The 13,690-nt window shown below is 45.9% G+C and carries 12 protein-coding genes; 10 read left to right on the forward strand and 2 right to left on the reverse strand.

Going from position 1 to position 13,690, the window contains the following annotated elements; all coding sequences use genetic code 11:
* Nucleotides 1–57 precede the first annotated feature (57 nt).
* Nucleotides 58–1,056, forward strand: coding sequence for a M23 family metallopeptidase (locus RB2501_RS15720; RefSeq protein WP_015753209.1), 999 nt, complete (start codon nt 58–60; stop codon nt 1,054–1,056).
* A 42-nt stretch (nt 1,057–1,098) separates the two neighbouring features.
* Here the strand turns inward: RB2501_RS15720 and RB2501_RS02785 are convergent, their stop codons facing one another.
* A complete protein-coding gene (locus RB2501_RS02785) occupies nt 1,099–2,217 on the reverse strand; it encodes a 3-oxoacyl-ACP synthase III family protein (protein WP_041327432.1) in 1,119 nt (372 codons plus the stop codon).
* 643 nt (nt 2,218–2,860) lie between these two features.
* Between RB2501_RS02785 and RB2501_RS15725 the strand changes: the two genes are divergently transcribed.
* The 5 genes from RB2501_RS15725 to RB2501_RS16105 all read left to right on the forward strand — a co-directional run bounded on the left by RB2501_RS15725 (nt 2,861) and on the right by RB2501_RS16105 (nt 6,467).
* Nucleotides 2,861–3,859, forward strand: coding sequence for a M23 family metallopeptidase (locus RB2501_RS15725; protein WP_015753212.1), 999 nt, complete (start codon nt 2,861–2,863; stop codon nt 3,857–3,859).
* Between the two features lie 425 nt (nt 3,860–4,284).
* The gene (locus RB2501_RS02800) at nt 4,285–5,283 is read left to right on the forward strand and encodes a tetratricopeptide repeat protein (RefSeq protein WP_041326922.1); all 999 of its coding nucleotides are present in this window, start codon (nt 4,285–4,287) and stop codon (nt 5,281–5,283) included.
* 61 nt (nt 5,284–5,344) lie between these two features.
* Entirely contained in the window at nt 5,345–5,620 is a 276-nt protein-coding gene (locus RB2501_RS02805; protein ID WP_015753214.1) for a transposase, read from the forward strand.
* A 23-nt stretch (nt 5,621–5,643) separates the two neighbouring features.
* The gene (locus RB2501_RS02810) at nt 5,644–6,318 is read left to right on the forward strand and encodes an IS3 family transposase (RefSeq protein ID WP_015753215.1); all 675 of its coding nucleotides are present in this window, start codon (nt 5,644–5,646) and stop codon (nt 6,316–6,318) included.
* Nucleotides 6,300–6,467 carry a transposase gene (locus tag RB2501_RS16105; protein WP_148214277.1) on the forward strand — a complete coding sequence of 56 codons (168 nt, stop codon included), beginning with the start codon at nt 6,300–6,302 and terminating at the stop codon, nt 6,465–6,467. Before RB2501_RS02810 ends, RB2501_RS16105 begins: the two co-directional genes overlap by 19 nt.
* Before the next feature lie 150 nt (nt 6,468–6,617).
* Here the strand turns inward: RB2501_RS16105 and RB2501_RS02815 are convergent, their stop codons facing one another.
* Complete coding sequence (locus tag RB2501_RS02815; protein ID WP_015753218.1) at nt 6,618–9,977, reverse strand: TM0106 family RecB-like putative nuclease; 3,360 nt, start codon at nt 9,975–9,977, stop codon at nt 6,618–6,620.
* Nucleotides 9,978–10,601: 624 nt separating this feature from the next.
* Between RB2501_RS02815 and RB2501_RS02825 the strand changes: the two genes are divergently transcribed.
* The 4 genes from RB2501_RS02825 (at nt 10,602) to RB2501_RS02840 (ending at nt 13,588) form a co-directional block, all read left to right on the forward strand.
* A complete protein-coding gene (locus tag RB2501_RS02825; protein ID WP_049764825.1) occupies nt 10,602–11,144 on the forward strand; it encodes a hypothetical protein in 543 nt (180 codons plus the stop codon).
* A gap of 4 nt (nt 11,145–11,148) precedes the next feature.
* The gene (locus RB2501_RS02830; protein ID WP_015753220.1) at nt 11,149–12,117 is read left to right on the forward strand and encodes a DUF4407 domain-containing protein; all 969 of its coding nucleotides are present in this window, start codon (nt 11,149–11,151) and stop codon (nt 12,115–12,117) included.
* Nucleotides 12,118–12,286: 169 nt separating this feature from the next.
* A complete protein-coding gene (locus RB2501_RS02835) occupies nt 12,287–13,033 on the forward strand; it encodes a hypothetical protein (protein WP_015753221.1) in 747 nt (248 codons plus the stop codon).
* Nucleotides 13,034–13,078: 45 nt separating this feature from the next.
* Nucleotides 13,079–13,588 (forward strand): thermonuclease family protein, encoded by a 510-nt coding sequence (locus RB2501_RS02840; RefSeq protein WP_083760678.1) that lies wholly within the window; start codon nt 13,079–13,081, stop codon nt 13,586–13,588.
* Nucleotides 13,589–13,690: the final 102 nt, after the last annotated feature.

Genomic DNA, 13,690 nt, shown 5'->3' on the forward strand with positions numbered 1-13,690 from the left:
CCGAGGGAACTGTAACATGTCCGGCGCGAAGCGCTCTTTCTAATAAAGCCTCGCGCAATGGAACGCTTCCTCTATATTTTTATCCATGTGGGCCTGCCCCTGCTGGTGTTGGTTGCCCTGCTGCGGATCCGCCCGAAATCCCGTCTGGCCCTGCTGGGCAACAAGGCGTTTTACCTGTTGCTGCTCACCTTTATCTATCTCTGGGGGCAGTGGCCGCTGGGGGCGAGCCTGTATTTTAAGTATGTGGTGCTGGCGATTTTGCTGCTCTGCCTCTGGAAATTCTTCCGGGCTTGGCCGGCGGGTGCTTCGCGGAATTCCCGGCCGACTCCCTCGTCTGGCCAAACCGGGCTATCCCAGCAAACCCGAATTTCCGGCATGGAAGGTTTGTGGCCCCGGGGAGTTTGGCGATGGATCCGGACGGGGTTTGTCCTGCTATTGGCGGGGCTGCTCGCCTACCCGGTGTATCAACTGGTGGCCGGCCGCTCCTATCCGGAAGAGCCCGTTCAACTCACCTTCCCCCTGCGGGACGGGCACTATTATATCGCCTCCGGGGGTTCGAACCAGATAATCAACAACCACCACCGGGCCAGCACCCCCTCCCAGCAATATGCACTAGACATCAACAAGCTCGGGAAAATGGGCATGGCCACCACGTCACTGTGGGCCACAGAAAATTCGGCCCACGCCATCTTTGGGGAAGCCGTTTACGCCCCCTGCAAGGGCCGGGTGCTGGAGGTGAAAGGCGGTGTCCCCGACAACCAGGGCGCCAGCATGGACGTGTCCCCGGAAGACGGTATGGGGAATTTTGTGGTCCTGGATTGCGACGGGACCATCGTCCACCTGGTGCACCTGCAGCAGAACAGCGTGGCGGTTGCGACCGGCCAGCGCGTTTTGACCGGTGATCTGTTGGGCCGCGTAGGCAACTCCGGCTTTTCCCAGGAGCCCCACCTGCATTTTCAGGCGGCCCGCTACCAGGCGGATTCTACGCTTGTGGGGGTGCCGATGGAGTTTGGGGGGCGGACTCCCGTACGGGGCGATGTGGTGCAATTGCCGTAAGGTGGTATACGCCCGGTTCCAATCAGCCGGAAACCCTCCGCGTCACATCCGGTACACCATTGCATTGACATTCATCCCGGCCCCCACGGAGGCGAAGATGACGACATCCCCCGCATTTAATTCATGGGATTCCAGGTGTCCCTTCAGCAGGAGGTCCAATAAGGTGGGGATGGTGGCCACAGAGGAATTCCCGAGCCAGGAGATGGTCATGGGCATCACCCCTTCCGGCGGGGTATCCATGCCGTAGCTTTCGTACAACCGCTCGAGAATGGCATCGTCCATTTTACCGTTTGCCTGGTGGATCAGGATTTTCTTGACCTCTTCGATAGCGACGCCGCTTTTCTCCAGGCAGGCCCGGATGGCGCCGGGGACGGTTTCCAGCGCATACTGGTAGAGCTTCCGGCCGTGCATCTTGAGATACAATGCCTCTCCTGCCTTGCTGCCATCCTTGTCGCCGTCCTTGCTGCTGTCCTTCCCGCCACACTGATACGAGGGGCCCATGTATAACATCCCGGAATGGGTCAGGGTATCCGAGCGGGTCTTGTGTGCCAGGACCCCTTGGGGCTTCTCGCAGGGCCTGGCCTCCAGGATCACCGCTCCCGCCCCGTCTGAGTAGATGAGGCTGTCCCGGTCGTGGGGGTCGGAAATCCTCGAGAGCGTATCCGCGCCGATCACCAGGGCGCGTTTTGCGTCCCCGGAGCTCAGGTAATAATGGGCCTGGATGAGGCTTTCCAGCCAGCCCGGGCAGCCAAAAATCATGTCGTAGGCCACCGTGTCCGGGTTTTTGATCCCGAGTTTATGTTTGACCCGCGCCGCCAGGCTGGGGACCATGTCCGAATGCCCGCCGCGGGAGGTGACATCCCCAAAGTTGTGGGCCACGATGATGTAATCCAATGCTTCCCGATCCGTACCGGCCGCCTCCAGCGCCGCCTCCGCCGCCCGAAAAGCGATGTCCGAGGTCTTCAGGTCGTCGGCTACATACCGCCTTTCCCCAATGGTGGTGATCTCCAAAAACTTGTCGATGATTTCCCGGTTGGCCTTCGCCAGCTTCTTTCCTTCCGGATCCACAAAGGTGTGCTCCAGGAAATCTTCGTTCCGGACTTTCCCCGGCGGGATATACGATCCCGTTCCGGTGATCACATTACAAGTGCGTTGAGTCATAGAATTGCGCGATTGGTTGGCCATAAAATTAAATAATGGCTCAGAAAGTGGCCTCCCTAATCTGCCGCTAATGGCTCCAAAAGTACAGAGGCCAGGCAGCATTTGGGGGACCTCTCAAAATTAGGGAATTAGGGGGCGGCGTGCCTGTAAATTCTTAAAAAATATCAGAGCGTGTCCTTTGGGTGGGTGTTCGGGCTAGGTTTTGGCAATCAAAACGACCAACCGAGCCCTGCAGCCCTATGGCGAGGTGAATGACGATCCGGATGATGGCGACAACTAATCCGTAGCGTCCATTCAATTCCTTTTATCTTAGGGGAATGAAACGAACCGTCGTTTTGTTCCCCTTTTTTTTGTCCTGCTTAGGCCTGGTGCTCCTCGGATGCCATCCACAGGCAACCGGGCCGGAAACCACAGCATCCGGGTCGGATTCCGTGTGGGCCCGCTATCTGGTACGCTACGAATCCGACTCCGTGGATGCTATAGAAAAACGCCGGGCCAATCCCCTATGATAAATATCAGACCGTTGCAGCCAGAAGCCCTCCTGCCCAGCTCAACGCGCCAAAACGCTTCCAAAAGGCGCCCACCCAACAGATAACTGTAACATCCCCGGCGCCGCGTCCTCTTTTTTATAAACCCGCGCGCTATGGAACGCTTCCTCTTTATTTTTATCCATGTGGGCCTGCCCCTGCTGGTGTTGGCCGCCCTGCTGCGTATCCGCCCGAAATCCCGCCTGGCCCTGCTGGGCAACACGGCCCTGTACGTGCTGCTGCTCGCCTTTATTTACCTCTGGGGCCAGTGGCCGCTGGGGGCAAGCCTGTATTATAAATATGTGGTGCTGGCGATTTTGCTGCTCTGCCTGTGGAGGTTCTTCCGGGCCTGGCCGGCGCTTGGTTCCGGGAATAACCGGCCAACTCCTGCGCCTGGCCAAACCGGGCGATACCAGCAAACACGCACCTCCAACCAAGCCCTTTGGTGGTCCCAAGGCGCCTGGCGGTGGATCCGGACGGTGGCCGCCCTGCTGCTGGCCGGGCTACTCGCCTACCCGGTGTATCAACTGGTGGCGGGCCGCACCTACCCGGATGCGGCCGTGCCCCTTACCTTCCCCTTGCGCGATGGGCGCTACTACATCGCCTCTGGGGGCTCCAATGTCTGGATCAACAACCACCACCGGGCCAGTACGCCCGCCCAGCGATACGCCCTGGATATCAACAAGCTCGAGAAATGGGGGATGGCCACCCAATCGCTTTGGGCCACGGAAAACTCCGCGCATGCCATCTTCGGGGCACCCGTTTACGCCCCCTGCAAGGGCCGGGTGCTGGAGGTAAAAAGCCACGTCCCTGATAACCGGTGCACGAGCATGGACGTGGCCCCGGAGGACGGGATGGGCAATTATGTGGTGCTCGATTGCGACGGGACCATCATCCACCTGGTACACCTGCAACACAACCGCGTGGCGGTTGCCCCCGGCCAGCGCGTACTCACCGGCGACCGGTTAGGCAGCGTGGGCAATTCCGGCTTCTCCCAGGAGCCCCACCTGCATTTCCAGGCTGCCCGCTACCAGGCAGATTTCACCCTTGTGGGCGTGCCGATGGAGTTTGAAGGAAGGGGGTTGGTGAGGGGGGATGTAGAGGTAAAGGAATAATGAGTTATTATAACGTGGACAAGAACGGCGAGAACCTCTCGGAGCACTACTGACACCCAGTGTGGGGCAACCCAGAGAGCCTGCCCGGGGAGGGGGTGTTTTTTTGGGAGAAGTAGTCGGGATCTATCAGAATTTGATCTACCTGGATGTTGTTGGGCAGCTATGGGGCGGAGGAGGATTGAACGGCGATACTACTTCAACGAAAGTCCTGGATAACACAATGGTTGCGGTTCCACCTGGGCACAATCAGATGGTTTAACTTATTAATTACCCGTTGCTTGTCAACTTTTTGGGCATCCTAATAGAATGCCTATTTTTAGGTATTAAGACTTAGGTTTTCTAATACTCTTTATAAAGATAGTCTTTTCTATGTAGGATTTAAATCTAATATATATCTTACTGATAGAAATCATAAGTACTTCATAATGAAAACTCTTCGACTGCTTATTCTTTGTATTTCCCTGATACCCTCTGCTTATTCCCAGGTAAACAGATACTCCAAACCTGTTGAACCAGCACGATATACGCCAATGAATTTTGATGAGATATCTCGAGTTGCTCAAACGCTTCAACAGAGATATGAAGCCAATCAGAACTATTTATATGCGCTTAAAAATTGGATACTAGATCTAAAACCCCAGATTCAAGAGGAAAGTTTTATAAATAGGCTAAATGGTGAATATTCCATTCTTGAATCTATGGAGGAGGATGATCTGGCAAGAGCAACCAAAGCATTGAAACAAAGGGAAAATGCCATCAAGAAAATAGTTTCTGATTATAATGTATGGGTCAATCAACAAAATCAATCAAGAAGTACTTCAAATAGTTCTGTAACCAATTCTCGTCAAAACTCCAATACTGGCGAAACACTGCTTACGGAAGGAGTCAAAAAGTTCAATGAAAACGATTTTATATCCGCTATCCGAAATTTTTCAAAATACTTAGAACAAGACAAAAACAATACCGATGTTCTGTTTTATAGGGCTTTATCTAAAAGCAATATCAATGACAATTACGGTGCCATTGAAGACTATGAAAAGATTATCCGCCTTAAATCGAATTATCCTCTTAGAGTTGCCAAGATAGCAACGGTATATAACAATAAGGCTTATGCCTTGGTGAAGCTTGGAAAAATTCAGGAGGCTCTTCCCTTTGTAGAAACAGCTCTTGAAATGGACAAGTCTGAATGGTTTATCTGGGATACACGAGGAGAAATCCATTATGAGCTAGGAAATTATAAAGAAAGTATTTCTGACTTGACTAAGGCCATTAAAATTGAAGAAAATGAACATTCCTATTATTTGAGAGGTATGGCTCAAATTAAAATTGGTTTAAACAAAATGGGATGTATAGACTTATCTAAAGCTGGTCAGCTTGGAAATGATAAGGCCTATGAAGAAATTGAAAAATACTGTAATAATTGACTTAAGTCTGTAGATACCCCAAAAATTAGGGCAGTAAGTTTAATCATTAAATTTACTGAACATGACACGAAGAAAATTTACCTCAAAGTTCAAGACCAAAGTGGTTTTGGAAGCCTTAAAAGAGCGGCATAGTCTGGCCGAGCTTGCCCAGAAATATCAAATTCATCCTACTCAAATAAGTTCCTGGAAACGGGATTTTCTCGATGGCGTCGAGCAGGTTTTTGAATCCGGAAAGAAAGACAAGCGCAGCGATGCTGAGAAGAAAAACGACCAACTGCTCAAGACCATTGGCGAGCTTAAAGTGGAAAATGATTTTTTAAAGGACGCCTTGCGCTAAGACCACTCTTCGAGAGAAGAAAAATGATACGCAAGGGTCATTCCAAATTAAGTATTACCAAACAATGCAAGACGCTGTCTGTACACCGCTCCGGGCTTTATTATAAACCCAGGGGCGAGAGCGAACTGAATCTGAAGCTCATGCGGGAGATGGATGAGCATTATTTGCACCATCCCTTTAAAGGCGCCAAGCGCATGCATATCTGGCTAACCAAAGACAAAGGTTACAAGGTGAGTAAAAATCGCATTGAGCGGCTTTATTACCAGGTTATGGGCCTTAGGGCTGTGCTGCCGGGCAGACACACCTCACGCAGATGTAAGGAGCATAAGACCTACCCCTATCTGCTGAGGAACCTGACCGTTGAGCGGCCCAATCAAGTTTGGGCTACTGATATCACCTACATCCCGCTAAAGAAAGGATATATGTATCTGGTGGCCATCATTGATCTGCATAGCCGCTATGTGCTGAACTGGAGTATCTCCAATTCGATGGATGCGCAGTGGTGCAAACTGGCTTTACAAGAAGCCATTGAAGTACATGGAAAACCAGAGATACTCAACACGGATCAGGGCAGTCAGTTTACTGCCGAGGAGTTTGCTAATTACGTCTTAAGCCAGGGCATACGCCTAAGCATGGACGGTAAAGGAAGAGCTACCGACAATGCCTTTATCGAAAGACTATGGAGGAATGTAATGTAAAGTATGAGAAAATCTATTTGAATCCGCCCAAGGATGGTATGGACCTGTACTTGCTACTGGCCGAGTACTTCGACTTTTACAACCACCAAAGAAGACACCAGTCCATCGACTATGAGATACCCGCTGAAGTATTTAAAAAGGCAGCATGAATATTTATCTAAATTTGAAGGAAAGCTGCCCTAATTTTTGGGGTATCTACATTATCACCAATTCTCGTATTTTCTCGCGAAGCTTTTACCCTTTCAATTACGATTGCAAATTCTTTAATAACGGTTTTATCTAAAATGACCCGCAGATAATTAATATTCAATTGCCATCTCTCGAAATCTACAAAAGGCATTAGCCAGCTTTATTTGATATGGGCTTTTGCATTCGGCTTCAAAAATTGCGGGATTGGCAACCATGATAAAACAGGTTCTAGCTCTAGATACGGCAACATTAAAGCGGTTTGGGCTAAATAAGAAGTCCATACCCCGAGGAGCCTCTTCTAAGCTAGAGGTTGCCACGGAATAAATAATGATGGGAGCCTCCTGACCTTGAAATTTGTCAACCGTTCCAACTTCTAAATCGGGTAGTCGCTTTTTGAGTGCTTGGACTTGAGCGTTATAGGGTGTAATTATTTTTATATGCTCTGATCTTATCGTAGCCTTAACACCCTTTTCATTAATTAATTCAACATTTCCGTTGGTAAGCGCCTTAACAATTTCCACCACTTTTTCTACTTCCTCAGACGATGAACTAGTGTTTCCACTATGAACTACCTGTTCCAGATATAATCCTGCTCCATCATATTTCGAGCCAATGACTCTTTGTTTTTCGAGATGCTGTTTTGATTTCAATCTATTTTCGTAAAAAAGCTCAGATACAAAGGCATTTATATTTGGATGCATTCGCCAGGTCTCCGGTAAAAAAACACCAAGTTCTTCCGGAATTGTTTTATGGCTTTGCAAAACATACTCAAGAACTGAAACATCAGTTCCATCTGGATGGACACCTTGCTGGGGTTGCTTTAACTGTTGCGGATCGCCCAATAGAACAAGATTAGAACAAGAATGTGCAACAGCAAGTGTATCAATCAATGATAACTGACCTGCCTCATCTATAAAGAGATAATCCAATCTACCTTCATAAGGAGATTTACACCACATAAATGAAGTTCCGGCAATTACATTGGCAGTTCCAAAGGCATTTTGAATATCATCTTCGTTACTGGCCAATGTCCATGGCGCAGGTTCCTGATTGCTTGAATTCACCTTTTGAATCATTCGAATATCAAAATCCATTTCTTGAGCAACCTCCCAAACTTTGGTTAATAAGTTTCTAATTACTTTGTGAGATAGGGCCGTAATACCAATAGTTTTGCCTTGTTGCGCCAAGCGAACAATAAGCTGACTTCCAGTAAAACTTTTGCCCGAACCTGGAGGACCTTGTACCGGCAAATAACTGTGATCAAGTTTATTGACGTAGTCAAAAGTGTATTCTAAAATATCCTCAAACTCTGCTTTTTTCTCACTAAGAATGGGAGGTATATTCAACAGCAAATTTCTTGCCGCTCGGTATTTGTTTTCGGCGCTTTCCATTCCATTTTCTAGAACCCATTCTGCAAAGCGAATGACAGCTTCTTCCTTACTGGTAGTAGGTATATTCTCCAAACTCATGACAGCCTCTGGGTGAGGAAGATCAATTTTGCTAGGACCTTTTTTTATTCTAAGAATTCCTTTTTCTTTATCTAAATCATGAATTTCTCCCAGTCTATTCTCATGGTCCTCAAGCGTATTGCCCTGTCGCAAATCACATTCTTGAGGAGGGAACGTATAGGTATCAACAAAGCTCTTCTTTATAGATTCTCGTTGGCCAGTATATTGCAATTTTGTAATTGCCTTTCGCTCATCAAGGAGCTCGTCCATTGGCAAATCTTTTAGCCTAAAGAATTCCCACCAAAAAGACTTTTTCTCCCTGCGGTACCAATCCAACATGTGGGCTAGGACAAAGTGTGCCTGTTGAACATTATTTCTTTCTGACTTTACGGGTGGAATCCCAGCAAGAAGTACATCCATGATTGGTTGAATACGTTCTTGATGTGCAGTAATTTTTTCGCTTGCACTACCGTCGCCATCTTCAGGTCTTATTATATCTGAGCCTTTTTGAATAAGATCAATTCTAATTTCTTCCAACCATATCTGTAAGCGTACTAATGATTCACAATCGTCCTGATTATAAAGCTGTACAGCATCCTTATGGCTCGTCGGAAGCTTATCAAAATCTCCTGATTGTATGAGTAACTCCAGTTCTGATTTGTATTTAGATAGCTCACGTAAGTTCATTTTACGCTCATACCCAAAGAATATCTCCAAATCCTTAATAGAGTATTTTTCAACACTAGCTCTTATGGACTGACGAACAACAGAGTGCAGGTCAATAAAGGTGTTCGACCTAAGAAATATGTCAACTTCATTTTCGCGTGTGGCGTATTTGCCCATCAACCGTTTTAAAGCGGTTACTTCATAATTTGCGAAATGGTAGATATGTAAAGTTGGATCTTTTTGTTTTAAGGCAAAGGCAAAGTCAATAAACTGCTCAAATATTACTTTTTCTTCGGTTTCATTTTTTGCCCAAAGGGCCGTATACTGGCCATTATGTACGTATCCAGTCATATATTCCAGTCCATCAGGCTCAACCATGCGGTCTCCTTCAAAATCCAGATAAATATCATTCGGTGAAGGCTCAGGAAGCTTGTAAAGTCCCTTACGTTCCTCTAATTCCAGGGTTTCATAAATAGGCTCATACCCGTTTTTGCGACTGGTAAGCTGCAAACGGGCTTGTTCGCGAAGCTTGTAATAGGTGTCCTTAACACCTACAATGGGATCAAATAGTATTGGCAAATCGAGATTAGCTAGTTCTGCAAGGGTTTCAACTTTGTGAGTATATAACTCCTTCATTTGAGATTTGCCCATCCCTGCCACAAACGTTAAGTGGTCATCCTTTCTTCTAGTAGCATTGCAATTTTTCCACCACTTACATATATCGCAGTAGCTTACTGGATCAGGGTACGTTATTGAATCGGATTCCAAAGCCTGCTCCAAATTACTTTTTACTAGCCGTATGTATGCTGCATATTCATCATAACGATATCTTTCTTCTCCTTCTGGCTTTATGACCCCCATATACTCTGGCGTTCTTCCTTGAACTTGGGCTACCCGCGATGAATAAAGTCCAATCTGCAAGATTGTTCCAGCCCTAGTTTCATTCGCTAGCTTTGTGTCCCAAACCTCATAAGACCAATCACCTAAACTACTAGGTTGGTCAACTTTGATTAAGAAATCAGCCCACCCACTCCATTTACCTGCTTCTTTTAACCTAGCTTGATATATAACTGCTACGCCCTTAGCCATTGCGGCAAGAGTTTGATCCTCGGCCTTTGGATCTTCAGGATTAATTTCTACAACCCTTTGACTTTGCTCTTTAAGCTTCTTTAGATGATCTTCTTCAAAAGCGATACCCCTTTTCTTTAGTATCTGCAAAACTCGATTTGTAGCTGGTTCGGGATTATCTATTTCACCCTTAACTAGCTTCTTATTGAGCTGAGTTAAATGCTTGCAACTACTATGCGCGGATAGGTCCGAAGGGGAATAAATGATTTTATCATTCCTGAATTTCATCTATGAATTATTTTATCATTTGGGATACTTCGGAAAAGTCAGATTGATCACGATTTATTATTTAAAAACTAAGGTTTTTTCATTCACTTTAAACCAAGTGAATTAGTATCAGAGTCTACTATATTAAGAATTCTATTAGGCAGCAGCTGATTAATTAAAACAAATTATTTTGTATCCCAAACTACTGTTAACCATTACTTCATCCGAATTCTTAAACATAAGATCGAATTCATTCAGTCGATTACGGTTTTCCTCAATCATCAGGAAGAATTGAGCTATAACTTCCCTGCAATTTCATTTCAGCAATTCTATCATGAAAAGAAATATTGATGCGGAGGATACCGACGAAAACAACACCCACGGCACATATGGTGCTACCTTATTCGATCCAAGATGGAAATCGAAACGTCAGCATATATTGGATCGGGATCAGAACCGCTGCGTGAATTGTCAGGGTACGGATACCTTGCAAGTACACCATCGCCAATACCACTTTTCGCAAAGTCTGAACAGCTTTTTAAATCCCTGGGAATACAAAGATGAATTGTTAATCACCTTGTGTAAAAGGTGCCATCAGACCGGCCATCGCCAATATAAAGTACCTACCAAATACATTAAATAATTATGGGACTATTCTCATTCTTTCGTAAAAACGGACACTCCCCAAGTACCAATGGGGAGGAAACTATTACAGTTCCCAAAGACCTGTTTGTAGAGGAATCTGATCCTTCCGAGTCTGTCAAAATCCATATGAACGGAACCAGCGAAGTAAATCTGGATGCCATCTATTCCTATTTGCAGCAAGATTATGAAACAAGAGGTTACAATGACGCCCTTACAAATGCTGAGGAGTCCTACAAAAAGGACAACGTAGAATTGATCTACATGGATCTGCGAATTCTCATTGAAAGGGCCTATGCATTCTATGAAAACCTCATCGCAAATCTGGATTATCACATTGATACCCGTTCCAGGTCTGGCTTGGTAGACCTAGTTGAGGAACTCAAATCCCGCAAAGAAACCGTTCAGAAACACCAGGAGAAAATCCGCGAAATAGAAGCGGGGGTTCAGAATAGTTCAGGTCTAAGCAAACGAGCCGAACTTTCTTATACGCGTGGCTTTCACAAGGGCTTGGTGGCCATTACCCAATCCCAAATACTAAAATAGAGCAATGAAAGATTGGTGGCTGAAATTAGGTTGTTTCCTTACAGGTTACAACTATTACTTACTGAAGAATTCGAGCGAAGCAAGTGCAAAATCTGTTAAGAAATACCTCTCGGCAATTTTGATCATTAGTATTCTTTGGGCCTTCATAGGGTATTCTTTTGCAAAGCGCTATTTAAAAACCGATGATGTAGTGTCGATCATCGTTGCACTTATAATGGTTATTGTGGTTATTCAAATTGAACGACAAATAATTTTAAATATCTCCCAAAGCATTTGGCCAAAATTATTTCGCGGTCTTATTGCTATTGTGATGGCAATCATCGGGTCCGTCATCATTGACCAAATCGTTTTCAAGGAGGATGTTGAAAAGATAAAGATTGCTGAAATTCAATCTCAAGTAGATGAGGTTGTTCCGGCCAGAACAAGAATTATACAACAACAAATCTTTGATTTGGACAGTCTAATCACTGTTAAGGAAAATGCGCTCGCAACCACGCAACAGGAGTTCGCCGAGAAGCCCCAGATACGTTCTGTCTTAGTAGAAACAAGGGAGGAATTGGTCCAGGAAGAAGATAGTTCAGGTCAGCTCCAAGATGTAAAAATTCAACTTAAGGATTATAAAACACATCTAATTTCCAACCCAATCGGAGCGCAAATTCCAGTACTCGATGAACAGATTCAAGAGCACCGCAGAATGCGCATGGCCAAGGAAGACGAAATTGTTAATATTCGGGCTCAAACCGAGAAAGAACTTAGCGAGAAAACCGGACTTTTGGATGAGATAACAATACTCTTCAAAATCATACTATCGAGTTGGATAGCGGGAGTAGTTTGGGGTTGTATATTCCTGTTTTTCTTGTCGATAGAGTTGTTCGTCCTGATCAGTAAATCATTCGAATCCGACTCTGACTACGATCGATTAGTTCGACATCAAAAAGAGATGAAACTCAAGATGATTGCTAAAATGGAATAGCCTAATTATCTATACCAAATAATCGAATTGTCCAATCTCGTGCGGAATCCCGTAAGGAACCATGTTTTTATCCTGCTACTTTCGCTTCCAGATTGTCAATTGGAGTCCAGAAACCAATCAAACGGGGTGCAACTGAAAAACCTTACGAGTAGGACCCAATCGTACCTTTATGAAGCGAGCATTTCTATTTTTCATAATCCTACCCTTTATCAGCTGCAGCGACTCTGTTTCCAATGAATTTGAAGCAGTGAATGGCAATGTCGAGGAGCGGCGTCTACAATCCATTTCGGTTGTATCCCCTCAGCGCCCTGAGGATAATAAATACTTTCTTTTCACATACGATGGTCAGGGACGGCTTACGTCTTTTACCGATAGTGAGGAAACCGCAGTTGTGCTCTATGAAGATAATTCCGTTAGTGGCTTTGCAGATTCCTATGGAACCATTGGCATAGAGGAATTATATGCCTCCCCTTACGATGCATTTAGCACAGGACAGGTAGAGGAGTATGACAATAAGGGCAATCCACGAATACTCTCTTTCCTTGAGCCGGTTTATGATTATGAATTAAACACGGTCGTTCAAGAGCAGTACACCCTGGAAATAAGTTACGATGAGCAACCCAATCCTTATTATTATACGCTGGAATCCGCCGGCCTTATTAATGTACTCGATCGGATTCAACTTAATTTTGGAATGGCTCCTCAACCAGAGGAGTTGATACGGGCACGCCTGCTTTTTCCGCTTAATAATCCCTCTCAATTGGTTTATCGAGATGAAGCAGGGGAGATTGTACATACTGTTAATGTAGACTACAACTACGAGGGGGATTATCCAACCTCCGCAACAATAATTGCTCTATCTCCACAAAGCGGCAGTTCCGCAAATCTATCCGTAACTTTTCAATATAGAAACTAAGAAGTGGCTTGCTGCGTTTAGATATCTGAAACCAACTAGATAGTCATGTCAAACGCACATACCTCTATTCTAATTTCGTTATGCTGCTTGTTTCTTTCAGCCTGGCAACCTGTGGTCGTTGGTGCCGAGTTTAATTCACAAGCCAAGATAGAGGAACTAACTGGAAGAGTAGTGGGAATAACGGATGGTGATACGTTTACTCTACTCAAACATGATTCCACCACCGTAAAGATTCGCTTGGCCAGCATTGATTGCCCGGAGCGTAAACAAGCATATTCGGCGAAGGCCAAGGAATTTGTTTCGAATGCCATTTTTGGTAAAGAGGTACGTGTAGAAATTCAAAGTTTCGACCGATATCGCCGTGCTATTGCTCTGGTATACTATGGCCGGAAATGCCTTAATGAAGAATTACTCAAGAACGGGTTTGCCTGGCATTATAAGAAATACTCAAAAGACGCGCGGCTGCAATCTATGGAAGATAAGGCCCGAAAATTACGGAGAGGCTTATGGGCCGATGCGCATCCGGTAGCACCGTGGAATTGGCGGGAGCGGTAATTAGTCTTCATAACCACAAAGGGTCCTTCCCAGTTCCCTGGCTTCTTCGATGGTTACTTTGTAGGTCTGGGTAGAGCAGCGTGAAAGCCCGTGGCACGAAGC

It is taken from the genome of Robiginitalea biformata HTCC2501 (genome assembly GCF_000024125.1).
Taxonomy (GTDB): domain Bacteria; phylum Bacteroidota; class Bacteroidia; order Flavobacteriales; family Flavobacteriaceae; genus Robiginitalea; species Robiginitalea biformata.

Coding starts and splice junctions, on each gene's coding strand:
- RB2501_RS02825 (WP_049764825.1), top strand. CDS start 10,602: ATGGGACTATTCTCATTCTTTCGTAAAAACGGACACTCCCCAAGTACC.
- RB2501_RS16105 (WP_148214277.1), top strand. CDS start 6,300: ATGGAGGAATGTAATGTAAAGTATGAGAAAATCTATTTGAATCCGCCC.
- RB2501_RS02830 (WP_015753220.1), top strand. CDS start 11,149: ATGAAAGATTGGTGGCTGAAATTAGGTTGTTTCCTTACAGGTTACAAC.
- RB2501_RS02835 (WP_015753221.1), top strand. CDS start 12,287: ATGAAGCGAGCATTTCTATTTTTCATAATCCTACCCTTTATCAGCTGC.
- RB2501_RS02800 (WP_041326922.1), top strand. CDS start 4,285: ATGAAAACTCTTCGACTGCTTATTCTTTGTATTTCCCTGATACCCTCT.
- RB2501_RS15725 (WP_015753212.1), top strand. CDS start 2,861: ATGGAACGCTTCCTCTTTATTTTTATCCATGTGGGCCTGCCCCTGCTG.
- RB2501_RS15720 (WP_015753209.1), top strand. CDS start 58: ATGGAACGCTTCCTCTATATTTTTATCCATGTGGGCCTGCCCCTGCTG.
- RB2501_RS02810 (WP_015753215.1), top strand. CDS start 5,644: ATGATACGCAAGGGTCATTCCAAATTAAGTATTACCAAACAATGCAAG.
- RB2501_RS02840 (WP_083760678.1), top strand. CDS start 13,079: ATGTCAAACGCACATACCTCTATTCTAATTTCGTTATGCTGCTTGTTT.
- RB2501_RS02815 (WP_015753218.1), bottom strand. CDS start 9,977: ATGAAATTCAGGAATGATAAAATCATTTATTCCCCTTCGGACCTATCC.
- RB2501_RS02785 (WP_041327432.1), bottom strand. CDS start 2,217: ATGACTCAACGCACTTGTAATGTGATCACCGGAACGGGATCGTATATC.
- RB2501_RS02805 (WP_015753214.1), top strand. CDS start 5,345: ATGACACGAAGAAAATTTACCTCAAAGTTCAAGACCAAAGTGGTTTTG.